Consider the following 16529-nt stretch of genomic DNA (forward strand, 5'->3'; position numbering starts at 1 on the left):
AGCGTTTATTTTTTAAATAGTATACAAAGAGTAAGCGTATTAACAAATTTCGGTAAATATTTTTGATAATCAATGTTTTAAGCTAAAATTTAAGAAAGAAAGAGTGGTTTAGATTTCAGCATTTTAAAATATTATTTTTATTGAGTCTAAATTAGGTTATATTTGCAACGATTAACCGCCTTTTTGTGATATAGCTTACTCAGCTGCTAGAAATTTAATACCATGTTTCTTTTTAATAGTCTTACGGCATTCCTGTTTAAAAGGATTGCAACTGTCCTTTCTGTAGCATTTCTGTTGTTTTTTAACCCGGTTTTTGCTCAAAATATCCCTAAAGTTACACTTCAGATTGCCCTTAAAGATGCCGAAAGTAAAGTTCCGTTAAAAGGAGTTTTACTTTCTCTAGAAGGAACCCGCAAGTTTGAAACCCTGTCGGATGATTTTGGTAGTATCCTTTTAAATACCATCGAAAGTGGCCGTTACAAACTAAAATTGACGTACCAGGGTTATGAAACGGTTGAGAAGAATCTGGAATTGAAAGCAAACGAGAAGCTGTCATTCGAATTAGTTCCGTCTAGCGTTCAGTTAAACGAAGTGGTCATAACGGCCGTAGAATCACGTGGGATGACGAGTACCTCTATTATTGATAAAAAAGCAATGCAGCATTTACAGCCATCGAGTTTTACCGATTTATTGGAATTACTGCCTGGAGGACGCTCGAAGGACCCTGTATTTAATGCTTCCAATCATATCAAACTAAGAGAAGTGGGTATAGCCGATTCGAACTATGATATTTCTTCTCTTGGAACTTCTTTTGTGGTTGACGGGATTCCTTTAAATACCGATGCGAACCTGCAATACACGACCGGACCCAACCTGACGATAACGCCGGGGTCTGGATATGCCAATACACGTCGAAACACTACCTCAAAAGGGGTAGACATGCGCTCTATTTCTACAGATCAAATCGAGAGAGTCGAAATTATCAGAGGAATTCCTTCTGTCGAGTATGGTGATTTAACAAGCGGATTGATTAAAATTCAGCGAAAAAGAGGCCGCAGCAACCGGGAATCGCGCTTTAAAGCAGATGAATTTAGCAAATTGTATTACTTAGGAAAAGGTTTTGAATCGGAAGAGAAACGATTGGTATTGAACGTTGGATTGGATTATCTGAATGCAAAATCAGATCCGCGAAACAGTTTTGAAAACTATAAGAGAATCACTGCCTCCATACGGGCACAAAAAACATGGGAAAATGATGTTCATCAGCTTCAATGGGATTCCAGTTTAGATTACAGTGGCTCTGTCGACAACGAAAGGGCAGATCCGGATGTAGGGTATACTAAAATTGACCGATATTCCTCTAGTTACAATCGATTTTCACTGGTAAACTCCTTCAATTTAAACTTTAAAACGTCCACATTTTTAAAAGCACTTCATACATCGGCATCGCTTAGTCAGCAATACGATAAAATAGAACAGACCAAATGGGTACAAGTGTCAAGCGCAACAGCCATACCCAATACTACACAACAGGGTGAATCTGACGGGATTTTTCTAACACCGCAGTATGTTTCTAATCTTACTGTAGACGGAAAACCATTGGATGCGTTCTTAAAAGCTATGGGAGATTTTGAAGTTCGTTTGTTTGGAATTACGCATGCTTTAAAAGCGGGCTCGGAGTGGACCTATTCTAGAAACAACGGAAAAGGGCAGGTGTACGACACCACACATCCGCCATCGCCTGAGATGTCTACACGTCCGAGAGCATACAAAGATATTCCTGCGAGTACAGATCTGTCTTTTTTTGCCGAAGACGCCATTACAGTTCCGCTTGGTAAACATCGGTTAAACATGGCTGGAGGTATTCGGGCAATGTCGTTATTGAATGTGCCGTCGGCTTATTCCATTCACGGAAAATACTATTTCGATCCCAGAATCAATACCCAATGGGTGCTTCCGTCCTTTAAAATGGGCGAACATATAATGAAAGCAGAATTTACAGCAGGTTTCGGACAGTATACTAAATTTCCAACACTGGCACAGCTTTACCCTGATTTTATCTATAACGATTTGGTACAGCTCAACTATTATCACAATACACCGGAGTACCGAAGAATTAACCTGATGACCTACAAAACGTCTCCGGTAAATTACGATTTGAAACCGGCAATTAATAAAAAATGGGAGCTTCGTGCTGATTTTTCGTATGACAGCAATCGGTTTTCGATCACTCTTTTTAACGAACGTATGGATTCCGGATTTAGAAACAATTCGAGATACCAGGCGCTTTCGTATAAAAAGTACGACAATAATTCTATCGATCCTTCAACCTTAACCGCACCGCCTGATTTGGCACAGCTGCGTTTTGTCATGGATACTTTATTAACGTCGTACAACATCACCAATAACGGAAGTAAACTGCTTAAAAGCGGTGTTGAGTTTCAGTTCTCTTCAAAGCGTTTTACCGCAATCAACACCCGATTTACGTTGAACGGTGCCTGGTTTAAAACAACGTATACCAACAGCAGTCCGGTTTATAAAAGAGGGCAGAAAGACATTATCATCGACGGAAAAAGACTTCCTTATTTAGGGCTTTACCAGTTTGATGATGGCTCTGTAAAACAGCAGTTCAATACCAATGTAATTGCAGACACCTATGTTCCTTCTCTTGGATTAGAGTTTTCGGGTTCTTTCCAGTTTTTATGGTTTAGAAACGATCAGTCTACCCCCATGAACGGAACGCCTGTTGCTTATATCGATCCCTCGGGCAAACAGCATCCTTATCTTGAAAAAGACAAATCAGATCCTGTTTTGCAATGGCTGGACATCAAGTACAATGAGGCTTTGTTTCAAAAAAAGACCGTTCCGATGTCGATGAATATGAATCTAAAAGTGTCTAAAGATTTTTATAAGCGATTTAGAATTTCCATGTTCCTTAACCGACTCTTCAGCTACTATCAAAACTATGAAATCAATGGTCAGAAGATCGAGCGCAGAGGGCTTACTTCACCTTATTTCGGGATGGAATTAAATTTGAATTTTTAACTTTTAATATTAAATAAATTACCCAATTATGAGAATTAAATTACTACCCATTTATCTAACAATAGCCCTAATGGCACTCTTACAATCCTGTTCTAAAGACGATGATAGCAGCAGTAAGGAAACGGCTTTAACCTTAACACTTGTAAATCCCGACGATTTAAGCAGTGTTGCCTTTTCTGAAATTTCGGTTTCTTTTAAAGAGCGCAATACCGGTAAAATCACACAAAGTAAAGCGGTATCGAACACCCTTGCGGTTGCGTTAAGCGAAGGTTCTTATGAAATTTCTGTTGATGGAAAAATTAAATATACCATAGATGGAAATACGATTGAAGCTACAGTAAGCAGTTACAAAGAATCGGTGCTGGTTACCGGAGGAAGTGCAGCTGTTTCTTTGAACCTGTTCCTGAAAACAACCCAATCTGATTTTGTCATCGAAGAGGTATTTTTTACCGGAACAAGAACTCCTCAGGGCAAACAGTATTTAGGAGACAAATACTTTAAAATTCACAATAATACAGATAAGGTATTGTATGCAGATGGTTTGATGATTGCGCAGTCAGAATTTATGACCACCGATAAACAGGAGTATACCCCAAACATTATGGCACAATCGTTTGCTGCATCAGCTGTTGCGATTGTTCCGGGTAACGGAACTACTTATCCGATTGCTCCGGGTGAATTTTTTGTTATTGCCGATGACGCGATCGACCATAAAGAATACAACTCGGCCTCGATGGATTTGAGAAAAGCCAATTTTGAATTTTATACCGAAGATGCCGATGATGTTGATAATCCGGCCGTTCCAAACATGGAAAGTTTATTCTCTTCTATGGTGATCCACAACAGAGGTTTTAAAAGTTTTGTTATCGCTCGTTTGCCAATAACCAAAGCAAAATATCTTACGGATTACACCTATGATTACGAGTACAATTTGGTAGTTGGAGGAGAAAGTTACCCAATGGGAGAAAGTGTTTATTCAATTCCAAACACATGGATTGTAGACGCTGTTAACTTAAGTGTTGAGTCTGAATTTCAATGGATTGTAACAGCACCATCATTGGACAAGGGATGGACGTATTGCGGAAAAGTAGATTCAGACGCCACCCGTTACGGAAAAAGTGTTCGTCGTAAAGCGCTTTCAACTACTTCAAACGGTAAAAAAATATTAAAGGATACTAACAATTCTACTTTAGATTTTAGTCCTGAGGTTAAACCTTCTTTAATGAATTAATGAATGTAATCATGAGCTTTCGTTCCCTGTTTCTATTTTTTATTTTGAGTTCGGGTATGTTGTATGCGCAGGACAGTACTTCGGTGTTGGTTCGCGTTCAGGAAGACTTGTCTCCTGAGCAAAATTTTGTCGGTACCTTCTATAGTAATCCTGCCAATCAGCGTTATGCCCGTCGATACTCATTATCAGAACTGAGTGCCGATTATAGTTCGGCTTCACAGCAAACCAATACACAGCAATTGGGGAATGGAATTGGCCAGTTTCTGATCAACGCCAAATCGCACTATAAGATGAATCCTGAAAATACGGTTTTTGGAAACGCGTATTACAAGAATGGCAAACGAAAAAAGGTGCATTGGAACGAAAGCTCAGATTATCAAATTATTTATCCATATGTAACGGCCGATTCTATTGGAGGTGATCTTTCGTATGAGGAATATTCTTTTAGCGGTGGTTATACTAAAGCTTTTAGTAAAATGAACCTTGGTATTTCAGCCAACTACAGGGCTTTAATGGAGTACCGGGATACTGATCCGCGACCTAAAAATACCGTTTCAGACCTTAAGGTTTCGACTGGTATTTCGGTAAATATTGGCGATCATTATGTTTTAGGATCAGCGCTAAATCTGCAAAAATATACACAGTCTGATAATTTGAAATTCTTTAGCGAATTGGGCGCTCCGGCGGTTTATCATATGGTAGGACTTGGTGTGTACAATAAGCTGCTTACCGGAAATAAACTCAGCTCGTATTACGACGGAAGGGGATACGGTGGAAGCTTGCAGTTTTTTCCCAAAGACCGAAGTGGTTTTGGATTATCGGCAGGATACAATCGGTTTGATTATGAAAAAATAATGACCGAATTTCAAAATCTTGTTGCATCTGCTATTTTAGAAAATAGCTATGAAGCAGCCGTTTCTTATTCGAAAAAATCAGAAGAAAAGTTTTGGGGCACAAAGATTGGACTTTTTTATACCAACAGAGCGGGAACCGAAAACATATTCGACAATCAAAGTACAACCTCTTACATTAAAATAGCCGAACATACGAAATACACCAATCAGGTAACATCCGTTGTGTTTTCGGGATTGTATGTTATCCCAAAACCTGCATTAACGTGGTCGGTTGCACCAAGTTTTAATTTAAAAAATACAGCAGAAAAGTATAGTGATCCTCTGAGAACTGTAGACATACAACAAGGTATTGGCCGAATGGATTTTGCCGTTTCAAAACTCCTGTCTCCATCCTTAATCAATCTTTCGGCTTCGTTGGAGCATAACTGGATTTTAAGTTCGGATAGGACACTGAGCGACCGAAAAACAAATCAAATTTTCGACCTGCTCGATTCTAACTTTGCCTACTTATCAGCAGGGTATTCCAAAGTAAATCTCGCGGCAAGGTGGGATTATACATACAAACCCGATCTTAACTTTTTTGTCAAAACGAGCTTCGATTATTACAACTATTCCAAAAACGTAAACAATACTTTTTATCAAATGTCATTGGGGTTGACATTTTAACACAGATTATAAAATCTTTATCTACTCACAATGAAGTCTCTGATAGTAAAAACCTCTTTTTTTGCCTTTTTTACAGGTATTATTTATGCATTGCTAAGTTTTAGTGCTGCATTTAGTGAAAAAATAGCAAACTCCAACTGGCGTGAAGTTTACAGCAAGCCCACCAATCAATGGCCAAAACCTACCGTTGACAAAGATGTTCTTTGGCAGGAATTTGAATCCCTGGCTGTAGATACCAGTTACTACGACAGATTGGAAGATCCCAAAGTAATTTTAGGTCAAATGCTTTTTTTTGATCCTAAACTTTCCGGTTCCAATCAGGTTTCCTGCAGCAGTTGTCATGATCCGGAACTTGCCTGGGGAGATGCAAGAGAAAAATCTTTAGGTAATGACCATTTGCAGGGAAAAAGAAACACGCCATCGTTGTATAACATAGGAGCCCGGAAATCTTTTTTTTGGGACGGTCGTGCAGCAACTTTAGAAGAGCAGGCGCAAGGCCCCATAACGGCGCATCACGAAATGAATATGGAAGCTAAAAGTCTGGCTAAAAAGCTAAAGAAAATCAAAGCTTATCCGGTTTTGTTTCAAAATGCCTTTGGGAATTCTGAGGTTACCTACGAAAAAATCCTTCAGTCTCTGGCGGTGTTTCAAAAAACAATTCTCAGCAAAAGAAGCCGCTTTGATGCTTTTATTGATGGCGATTATACACAGTTATCCGATCATGAAATATACGGGCTGCATCTTTTTCGTACCAAAGCAAGATGTATGAATTGCCATTCCGGGAAATACCTGACCGATGAATCCTTTCACAATATTGGACTTACTTATTACAAAAGAGAATACGAAGATTTAGGACTTTATAATGTTACTAAAAAAGCAGAAGACGTTGGGAAATTCAGGACTCCTTCTCTGCGCGATGTAACGTTTACCGGCCCGTGGATGCACAATGGTTTGTTTGACAATATCACCGGAATTGTAAACATGTACAACAGCGGCATGCACATGATCGACCCCGATGAATCGGAAAAAGCGGCCGATCCGCTATTTCCTAAAACGGATGTTTTAATGCAGCCGTTGCATCTTAATGATGAGGAAATTGTGGCTTTAGTTTCTTTTATAAAAACATTGTCCGGAAGACAGTATAAAATGGAAAGACCACAGATACCAAGGTAATTACCACATAAAAAAAATCCCATTTCGCAAGAGATGGGATTCATTTTTTAGAAAAATAATAATAACCTCCAGCCCGGACACAAGTCCAGACCAGAGGTGCAACAGGCATATATTTCTTTAAATGTTTTATAACTAATCCAAAGTGTTTTCTGAATATAAACCGGCATTTATTAAAACGAATATCCTAGTGTTAACAGCCAGTTGGAAGGTGCACCAGGAAACAAACGAATATAGTCGTAACCTCCAACCCAGTAGGTTTTATTGGTGATGTTGTTGGCATTCACCTGAATTTTAAATTTATTGATGCTGTAATACAATGCCGCATTAAACAAGGTATAGCCCGGAATAGTTTGTGTAACCGTTTGACTTAAGTTACGGGTGGTAACAAAATTAGTCCCAAAAGCCAGACCAAAATCTTTTAAAGCGCCATCAGTAAAGTTGTAACGTGTCCAAACATTCCCTTGTTGTTTTGGCGTATTGGGTTTTTGTCTTCCAATTTCAGTACCTACAGGGCTTTCGGTAATTGCTGCTTCATTATACGAATAAGCCGCAGAAATACTCCAGTTTTTGGTAATGCTTCCGTTCACATCAATTTCGATACCTTTTGATTCTTCCTCTCCAATGGCTCGCATCAAATCTGGGTTTACAGGATCGTTGGCAGGATATAACGTATTTTTTTGCTGAATTTTAAACAAAGCCACCGTCACAAAAAGTTTCTCTTTAAACCAGGAAGATTTTCCTCCAAATTCAATCATATTGCTTTCTAACGGACCAAATGGCCCTCCTGCATTCGGATTGGATAAAGAAGAAGCAGTTTGCGGATTGTACCCCTTTACGTAAGTTCCGTATAAATTAATATTGGGATTAAGGGTATAGGTAAGTCCAAAACGAGGCAGGAACGAATGCTGTTTTACCTTCTTTTCGGTTGTTTTTTTGTAGTTTTCTTTATCGGTATATTCGTCATAACGAACTCCGATTAAAGCCTGAAAAGCGCCAAATTTAATGTGATCCTGAAGATAAATTCCGTACAGCGAATAATAAGTCGGGTCAAACGGACGAGCGGCATAGAAATATTTGCTCATGTCTTTTAACTGCTGTGATGCCGATGGATTGGTTAAATCAAAATGCGCCACATTAGGAACCGGATTTCCTTTAGAATCTAACAAATAAAGATTCTTCTTTTTAGGGTCGTAGGTTGCAATGGAACCTGTATTGGCTGCGTTTCTGTATCCTGTTGCCTGAAGTTGAGAACCTCCGGCCGGTACCTGTTCCTGTGCATAATCATAGCCGGCAATCAAATTATGATCTAAAGCACCGGTTTTTGCCTGATACTTAAAAAAGGCAGAAAGATTATCAATATAACGCTTGCGCTTGCGTTGGAAAACCTGCATTTCGATTGCGGTCGGAATAGTCGTTCCGTCACCGGCTGAAGCATATTTGTTGGCACCACGATGCTCCAAAAGATCCTCGGTATAACCCGTACGGATGTAAGAAGCAGAAAACGACAAACGATCGGTAAACTGATGGTTTAATGAAGTAGTAACGATATAAGTTTCCTCATTTAAATAATCGTTTGTAGAATTTAAGGAATTCGAAGTCTTTGTCGAATATAAATTATCCTCATAAGTAGATTGTCCACGATCCAGAATACTTTTCGAACCCGTATAAATCAGGTCAAAGTTCACACTTGTTTTATCATTTGGAAGAAAGGAAAGAGAAGGAGCAATGACAATATTTTTGTCGAATTGAAGATCTCTGAAAGAATTTGCATTTTCATATCCTACATTCAAACGGTATAACAACGACTTGTCTTCTGTCAAGGGACCAGTAAAATCGGCTAAGGCTCTTAGCGTATTAAAACTTCCTGTAGAGAAATTCACACTGTTTGCGGCCTGATCCAGTGGTTTTTTAGTAACACGGTTTAAAACTCCTCCCGGCGAAGCATTCCCAAACAAAGCAGAGGATGGTCCTTTTAAAACTTCAACACGCTCGAGGTAATTGGCCAAAGGCTGTTTCCAGAATCCGGTAGAAGTTCGCATTCCGTTTAGCAACTGCGTATTGCTTCCTCCGTTAATTCTAAAACCACGAATCGAAATGTCGTCATAAAAAGTAAACTGACTCACACCGCTGAAGTTTTTTACTACTTCGCCTACGCGAATCGAACCCTGATCGGCGATTAACTCTTTGGTAGCATAAGAAACAGCTTGTGGAAGATCTTTTAAAGCAATTTCTGTTTTGGCTCCAATAAAAGATTTGGTGTTTTTATACGATTTCTCCTTTCGGCCTGTGATCTCTACCGTCTGTAAAGTATTGATATTTTCCTGTAAAACGATCGAAAGTTCCAGGTTTTCATTGAGTTGGAGCTCAACTTTTTTTTCCTGTGCAGAAAACCCCATTGCCGAAAAATGAAGGGTATACGTTCCTGGTGTCAGGTTGTTGAATTCAAAGTTTCCTTTGTCATCAGAAGTAGTGTTTTTTTTGAGGCTTTTAAGAAACACAGAAGCATACGATACAGCTTCATTGTTTTGGGAAACGATCTTTCCCGTAATTCTGGCATTTTGCGCCTGACCAAGGCTAGTAAAGGCCAGCAGCAAAAGTAAATAATTGAATTTCATGGCGGTTATTTATATTATGATTTAAAAATTAGGTCACAAATATACTGTTATTATTTAGACTAAATATAAATAGTGTAAAAAAGAGAGAGATTTAACAGAATAATTTAGGCAGAAGATTTAATTTTTGTAAGGCATCGAATAGAACACAATCTTTTAGAATGCCATTTATATAGAGTAAAGGCTATATAGAAGCAATTCCGATTCGTAAGAAAGGAGATTTTTATTTTATACACTTTTTCAGATTCGTTTGCATACTATTTTTTTTACGATTTCAAAAAAAGACAGTTTGCTTTTTGTTTGAACACCTTATATTTTATTACTAATTTTAGAGTACAGTTAGGATTTGGTCCTGTATACCATTGCTTAATAATAAAATCAGAATCGTATATAACGTATAGCTACCAGTATGAGTCAATCACAAAATGTTACCGATTATCCAAACAACAACACCATTTTTATGGTTTGGAAATTTAAAAATCAGACCGATATAAAGTCTGCATTTAAGAAAGTGTGTTCGTTGATCAGTAATTTAAACAATTCCTTTACCATAAGAATCCCCGACGGACGAAGCAGCTGCGTAATGGGGGTTGGACATGACGCCTGGATAGCACTAGGCTTACCGAAACCTTTACCGAAAGAATTGGTGAATTTTGAACCAATAAAAGGAGCAAAACATACCGCAGAAGCTACTGCAGGTGACCTTCATTTTCATTTAAGAGCACAAAACACAGCCATTTGTTTTGATATGGCTATGGCAATTTCAAAGGTTCTCGAACCGGTTGCGGAATGTTTGGAAGAGATTCACGGATTCAGATATTGGGACGGTCGGTCTATTATTGGTTTTGTGGACGGCACCGAAAACCCGATAGGTGATGAGAGAGATTTTTTTGCAATAGTAGGTGAGGAGGATGCTGCCTATAAAGGCGGAAGCTATTTGTTTGTACAAAAATATTTCCATAACATGAAAAATTGGGAAAATCTAACTACCGAAGAGCAGGAGAAAGTAATTGGAAGAACTAAAATGAATGATATCGAATTGGATGATGAAGTGAAACCGGCAAACTCGCACAGTGCGCTAACCGCTATTACAGATGAAAATGGAGAGGAACTTAAAATTGTACGGGACAATATGCCTTTCGGAAATCCTTCTAAGGGAGAAGTGGGCACCTATTTTATTTCTTATGCCAGTACATTCAGTACCACCAGAAAAATGTTAGAGAATATGTTCATTGGTAATCCACCCGGAAATTATGACCGCATACTGGATTTTAGCACTGCAGCAACCGGAACATTATTTTTTGCACCAAGTTTTGATGTCTTGGATGAATACGCTGATGAATAAGATTATTTTGACTATAAATGCTAAACCAAATACCAATTGGCAACCCAAATTTTATGGAAATTGAAAAAACGATTGAAGAGAATGTACATCACTTTTTGTTCGACCTGAAAAAAGAAGGAGAAGGAGAAAAGGAGGCAGGTTTAATTATTCAGAAGTACATAAAAGAAGGCAGTATAAGCGAAGACGAAGAGAACACGCTTAAAATCCAGCTTTTCGATTCGTTGAAAATAATTGGTATCGGCATTCCTTTTTTATTGCTTCCGGGCGCTTCGATCTTATTACCAATACTGATAAAAGTGGCCGGTAAATACCATATCGAACTGATGCCGTCAGCATTTGACAAAACTGACGGTCAGACCTAAACGGTTACGGTTTACAGTTCCTTTATGCTCTCGTATATTTTAGGATCGTGTCTTTTAATTTTAATTTTTACATACTTTGATGCCGGCATATTGCTGTCTTTTACAACATTGTTCACCGAAACCAGTACGTTGGTTTCGGGAAAATAAGTAACGGTATTTTTCTCGGGTATCTGATACGAAACAATGACAAACAAAGGCGCAATTCGTTCGATACCATCATCATAATTAAATAGATCAACCTTATCGCCCGCTTTAAATCCCGCTTTTTCAATGTCTTTTGGATTCATAAATACAACACGGCGTTCGTTTTTTATACCGCGATAGCGATCGTCAAGGCCATAGATTGTAGTGTTAAACTGATCATGGGTTCGGGTTGTGGCCATCATGTACTCATCGGGAGCAAGCGCATTATCCGGTACCGAAGTTAATGTAAAGGGAGCACGGTTCCCAAACTCTTTTGTGATAAACTGTCCGTCACGCGCTGCGTTCGGCAGGTAAAAACCTCCTTTGTGACGCGCTCTGACATTATAATTTTCAAAACCCGGTATGCACTTTTCAATAGCATCTCTTACGGCATCATAATTATCATGGTAGTCTTGCCAGTCTATAACCGATTTGCTTCCTAATGTTGCCATCGCCATTTTGCAGACAATCTGTGTTTCGTTAATTAAGTTATCAGATACAGGTTTTAGCATTCCTTTAGATGATTGTACCACACCCATTGAATTCTCGGTAGTTATAATTTGTATCTCGCCATTAACAATGTCCTTGTCACTTCGAGACAATGTTGGCAGTATGAGCGCTTCCTGTCCGTGAATCAGGTGAGTTCGGTTTAGCTTGGTAGATACGCAAACGGTTAAATTTAGTTTTCTTAAAGCACTGGCGGTATAAGTGGTATCGGGTGTTGCAGATAAAAAATTACCCCCCATACAAAACAGCACTTTCACTTTTTCTTCCTGCATGGCTTTAATGGCGCGAACAACATCATAACCGTGTTTGCGGGGAGGATTGAAACCGAAAAAGGCCTGTAACCGATCGAGTTGTTCGTCAGTCGGTTTTTCGTCAATCATCATCGTCCGGTTTCCCTGAACGTTGCTGTGACCACGTACCGGACAAACGCCCGCTCCGGGTTTACCAATGCTTCCTTTGAGCAGCAGTATATTAAGAATTTCTCTAATCATCTCGACACCGTTAGGCTGTTGTGTAAGCCCCATACCCCAGCAAACAATAATTCGTTTTTTGAAGGCTAAAATTTCTGCAGCTTCATACAACAGCTCTTTAGAAACACCGGATTGTAGGGCGAGTTCATCAAGGTTGTAAGCGTCAAATTGTTTTAAAAAAGCATCGTATCCTGTCGTTTTTTCTTTGATAAAGTCATAATCAAAGACTTCTCCGGGTTTTTTCTTTTCAAATTCAATTAGTATAATTTCGATCGCTTTAAGCAAAGCCATATCTCCATTTATTTTTACAGGCAAAAAAAGATCGGCCAGTTTAATACCGCTTCCAATAATTCCATTCACTTCCTGTGGATTGTGAAAGCCCATTAAACCTGCTTCGGGTAAAGGATTTATCGCAATGATCTTTGCTCCGTTTTTTTTACCTTTTGACAATGCGCTCATCATTCGGGGCGCATTGGTTCCGGGATTCTGACCAATGATCACAATGACATCTGTATCATAAAAATCATCCAGAGTTACAGTACCTTTTCCGATGCCAATGGTTGGCCTTAAAGCCGATCCCGATGTTTCATGACACATATTGGAGCAGTCGGGCATATTGTTGGTACCAAATTCTTTTGCAAAAAGCTGGTAGAGAAAGGACGCTTCATTGCTTGTTCTTCCCGAAGTATAAAAAGCAGCCTCATCGGGAGATTCCAATGCGTTGAAATGATCGGCTATTTTTGTAAAAGCAGCATCCCAACTGATCGGCTGATAATGTGTAGCATTTTTGGGTAAATACATGGGGTCAGTCAGTCGACCCATTTTGCCAATTTGATAATCGTCCAGTTTGGCAAGTTCGTAAACCGAGTTTTCTTTAAAAAAATCAGCTGTAACTTTTTTGGTTGTAGCTTCTTCCGCCAGTGCTTTAGCGCCGTTTTCACAATATTCACCCAGAGGAGATCGCTCGTCATCGGGATCGGGCCAGGCACAGCTTGGACAGTCAAAACCACCAGCCTGGTTCATTTTAAATAAAGCTTTTGTACCCCGAACAAGTGTTTTTTCTTCAATGAGATCGCTAAAAGCTGCTATCACAGCGGGTACGCCAGCGGCCCACTTTTCTACTTTTGTTAGCTTAAGATCTAAAAGACGATATGGATTTTCGGCGTTTGGTTCTTTGGCAACTTTATGGTCGGTGCTTTTTTTAGATTGATCTTCTTTCATAACTTTTGCATTTAAGTAGTATACTCGTAAAAAAACGGAATAATTATAATTTTATATCGTAGCGATCCAAAAGGTATTCTAATTTTTACTGGAGGTAGGAATGAATACCTGATCAGTAGAATGGTAGATATTGAATCTCTCTTTTTTAAGAAACCCCAGTAGGGTTATGTTAAATTCTACCGCCAATTCAACTGCCAGGCTAGAGGGCGCGCCAATAGCCGCTACAATTGATATTCCAGCCATAGCCGCTTTTTGAATTAACTCAAAACTGATTCTGCCGCTCAGAAGTAAAATGTACTTGTTTAAAGGCAATAGGTTTTCAGCCAGAGCCTTACCAATTAGTTTGTCTAAAGCATTGTGCCGTCCAACATCCTCCTGCAAAAGCACTAATTCCCCCTCAATAGTAAAAAGCCCCGCCGCATGAATACCTCCTGTAAGAGCAAAACTACTTTGGCCAGCTCTTAATTTTTCGGGCAATTGATAAAGTACAGCTGTTGACAATTTTAGCTTAGAACTTGGGATAGCTTTAAAAGCGCTAACCGTTCTGATGGATTCAATGGCACTTTTTCCGCAAACCCCACAGCTTGAAGTCGTATAAAAATTCCGGTCCGTTTGTACCAAATGGGGAACAAAATTTTCGACAAGATCCACCTGAACTACATTCTTCTTTTGTGCTGTACAATTCTTTTCGATATGGTACACTTTTTTGATGTTTTGATAAGAAGAAATAATGCCTTCCGTGAATAAAAAACCAACCGCAAGATCCAGATCATTCCCGGGTGTGCGCATGGTCACCGAGATGTTTTTTTGTATTCTTTCGGCCTCAGAACCATAACTGATCCTTATTTCGAGAGGCTCTTCGACAGAGACAATATCCGGGAAGGACGAACTTTCGATCCCGTCTACCTTTGTAATGAACACCTCTTTAATAGAAACTAATTCCGGATCCTTCATTTCCATATAAACGCATTAAAAGTTGATACGTAAATTTAATGAAAAAACAGATATAAAAAGTTCTGAGTTTAAGGATAACGACTTTGAAATGAGCAAATCGGCTGGTGTTTTGTGTTTACCAGGGCATTTCGCCATCTTCATTGAAGAATTTTCCTGTTGCTCCTTCCGAAGTAAGGGTTGCATATTTTACAATTGCTCTTGCTCCGTGCTCGACGGGTCTTACACCCAGGTAGTTATTAAACGCTGTTTTGGTAAAACCGGGGCAAACACAATTCACTTTAAAATTACTGTCTTTAAGTTCTTTGGCTAACATGACGGTGTAGGCATTTAAGGCCGACTTTGATGCTCCGTAAGCCGAAGGATTATAGGCGTAAAATTCCCAGTTAGGATCCTGATGTTTGGTAATCGAAGAAAGTTCGGTAGTTACATTTACAATTCTTGGTTCGTTTGATTTTTTCATTAAATCGATAAACTCTTGTATCACCTGAATAGGAGCAAAGAAATTGGTTTCAAAAACGGTTTTTACCTGTTCTAACGGAACTGTAAGTGCCGGTTGCGGAAAGCCGCCGCTAATGCCGGCATTGTTTATTAAAACATCTAATTGGGGTGTTTTGCTTTCTATGGTTTGCCGCGCTGCTTTGACAGACAAAATGTTGGTAACGTCTAATTCGACACAGTCTACATTTGAAAAACCTAATGCTTTAAGTGCCGCAACTGCCTCAAGTCCTTTTGTTTTTTCCCGACTGCCGATGTAAACAAAATATCCGAGTGCTGCTAATTGTTTTGCGGTTTCAAAACCGATTCCTCTATTGGCTCCTGTTATAAGTGCTGACTTCATTTTTTAATAAATTAGTGAGCTGTAAAAGTAGACGGAGCAAATTGAAATGGGTTGGACAATTCGTTTTAACTGCCTGACAAATCCTGAATGTCAGTGATATAATTGCTAATACTTTTTCCTGTGGTCTTTTTGAAAAGCCGTGAAAAATAGTCGGGGTCGTTAAAGCCCAGTTCGTACGCGATTTCTTTAGCAGAGGATTTGGAGTAGTGCAGTTTTCGTTGTGCTTCCAATATCAAACGATTGGTGATAAATTCTTTTGGCGAAACACCCGAAAACTCTTTGACAATGTTGTAAAGGCGGTTCGTCGTTACGGCCAGATGATCTGCCATGGTGTTTATGGGAAGTTGTTCGGTGAGATGGGTTTCAACGGCAATTTTAAAATCAATGTATTTAGAAAGCCGCGCAGGCAGTGCGTTTTCTTTCGCTACATTTTTAAAATAGGCAGTGTTTATTTCTGTCAGTATCGAATTAAGATGAGCCAGAATAATGGCTCCGTCTATTTCATTTCCTGCTGTATTTAGAATGCTGTTCAAAAGCTCAAAAAGCGTTTTTACTCGCTGTTTTGAATCGTTATCAAAGGAAACGATTTGTGAGTTTAAGGGATTGAGTAAAAATGAAAATGATTGGGGAAGCATCGACAAACAGTTTTGGTCAAAACTCATTTTGAAGTATTTAAGACTATCCTTAACCTCTTTGGGTGCTGTATGGATTTGGTTGGGCAGGATAAAAAATAATTGTCCGTTGGAAATGGTCAGATCTTTTAAATCCACTTTATGAGTAAGCGAACCGTTTTCAATAAACACAAAGAAAAAGTTGGCTTTACGGTGAGGACGGGTAAGCATTTTCATTACATCTTCAGGCAATTGATTATCAGAGTTCGTACTTACTCTAATGGCAATTTTACTGTGTAATTTTATTTGCTGAATTAGTCCTTTGGTTTCCTGCATTTTGGGTCTTTATATTTAGGCTAGCGCTACAAATTTAAGAATTTTAAGGACTTAACACTATGGTATAGCGTACCACAGCTGTCTCATAATTTTGTCAGAGCGATAACAGACCAGTTTTAGG

General features: G+C 39.0%; 11 protein-coding genes. 6 read left to right on the forward strand and 5 right to left on the reverse strand.

The window, feature by feature from the left end:
* Nucleotides 1-222 precede the first annotated feature (222 nt).
* From ACN1CN_RS00385 to ACN1CN_RS00400, 4 genes are read left to right on the forward strand one after another with little or no spacing between them, the layout of a single operon-like run.
* Nucleotides 223-3045: a TonB-dependent receptor gene (locus tag ACN1CN_RS00385; RefSeq protein WP_419134231.1), complete on the forward strand. Its 2823-nt coding sequence runs from the start codon at nucleotides 223-225 to the stop codon at nucleotides 3043-3045.
* A gap of 28 nt (nucleotides 3046-3073) precedes the next feature.
* A complete protein-coding gene (locus ACN1CN_RS00390) occupies nucleotides 3074-4276 on the forward strand; it encodes a DUF4876 domain-containing protein (protein WP_419134232.1) in 1203 nt (400 codons plus the stop codon).
* Between the two features lie 11 nt (nucleotides 4277-4287).
* Nucleotides 4288-5796 (forward strand): DUF6850 family outer membrane beta-barrel protein, encoded by a 1509-nt coding sequence (locus ACN1CN_RS00395; RefSeq protein WP_419134233.1) that lies wholly within the window; start codon nucleotides 4288-4290, stop codon nucleotides 5794-5796.
* Between the two features lie 30 nt (nucleotides 5797-5826).
* Complete coding sequence (locus ACN1CN_RS00400) at nucleotides 5827-6969, forward strand: cytochrome-c peroxidase (RefSeq protein ID WP_419134234.1); 1143 nt, start codon at nucleotides 5827-5829, stop codon at nucleotides 6967-6969.
* A 170-nt stretch (nucleotides 6970-7139) separates the two neighbouring features.
* On the opposite strand, the gene ACN1CN_RS00405 is transcribed toward ACN1CN_RS00400, so the two are convergent.
* On the reverse strand, nucleotides 7140-9584 hold the full coding sequence (locus tag ACN1CN_RS00405; protein ID WP_419134235.1) for a TonB-dependent siderophore receptor: 2445 nt from the start codon (nucleotides 9582-9584) through the stop codon (nucleotides 7140-7142).
* 406 nt (nucleotides 9585-9990) lie between these two features.
* Between ACN1CN_RS00405 and ACN1CN_RS00410 the strand changes: the two genes are divergently transcribed.
* Both ACN1CN_RS00410 and ACN1CN_RS00415 read left to right on the forward strand, forming a co-directional pair.
* Complete coding sequence (locus ACN1CN_RS00410; protein WP_419134236.1) at nucleotides 9991-10926, forward strand: Dyp-type peroxidase; 936 nt, start codon at nucleotides 9991-9993, stop codon at nucleotides 10924-10926.
* A 53-nt stretch (nucleotides 10927-10979) separates the two neighbouring features.
* Complete coding sequence (locus tag ACN1CN_RS00415) at nucleotides 10980-11288, forward strand: hypothetical protein (protein ID WP_419134237.1); 309 nt, start codon at nucleotides 10980-10982, stop codon at nucleotides 11286-11288.
* 11 nt (nucleotides 11289-11299) lie between these two features.
* On the opposite strand, the gene ACN1CN_RS00420 is transcribed toward ACN1CN_RS00415, so the two are convergent.
* The 4 genes from ACN1CN_RS00420 to ACN1CN_RS00435 form a co-directional block, all read right to left on the reverse strand.
* Nucleotides 11300-13669, reverse strand: coding sequence for an FdhF/YdeP family oxidoreductase (locus ACN1CN_RS00420; RefSeq protein WP_419134238.1), 2370 nt, complete (start codon nucleotides 13667-13669; stop codon nucleotides 11300-11302).
* Between the two features lie 78 nt (nucleotides 13670-13747).
* Nucleotides 13748-14629 (reverse strand): formate dehydrogenase accessory sulfurtransferase FdhD, encoded by an 882-nt coding sequence (gene fdhD, locus ACN1CN_RS00425; RefSeq protein ID WP_419134239.1) that lies wholly within the window; start codon nucleotides 14627-14629, stop codon nucleotides 13748-13750.
* Between the two features lie 109 nt (nucleotides 14630-14738).
* On the reverse strand, nucleotides 14739-15461 hold the full coding sequence (locus ACN1CN_RS00430) for an SDR family oxidoreductase (protein WP_419134240.1): 723 nt from the start codon (nucleotides 15459-15461) through the stop codon (nucleotides 14739-14741).
* A 65-nt stretch (nucleotides 15462-15526) separates the two neighbouring features.
* Nucleotides 15527-16408: a helix-turn-helix domain-containing protein gene (locus ACN1CN_RS00435; RefSeq protein ID WP_419134241.1), complete on the reverse strand. Its 882-nt coding sequence runs from the start codon at nucleotides 16406-16408 to the stop codon at nucleotides 15527-15529.
* Nucleotides 16409-16529: the final 121 nt, after the last annotated feature.

This window comes from Flavobacterium sp. T12S277, from assembly GCF_048514875.1.
GTDB lineage: Bacteria > Bacteroidota > Bacteroidia > Flavobacteriales > Flavobacteriaceae > Flavobacterium.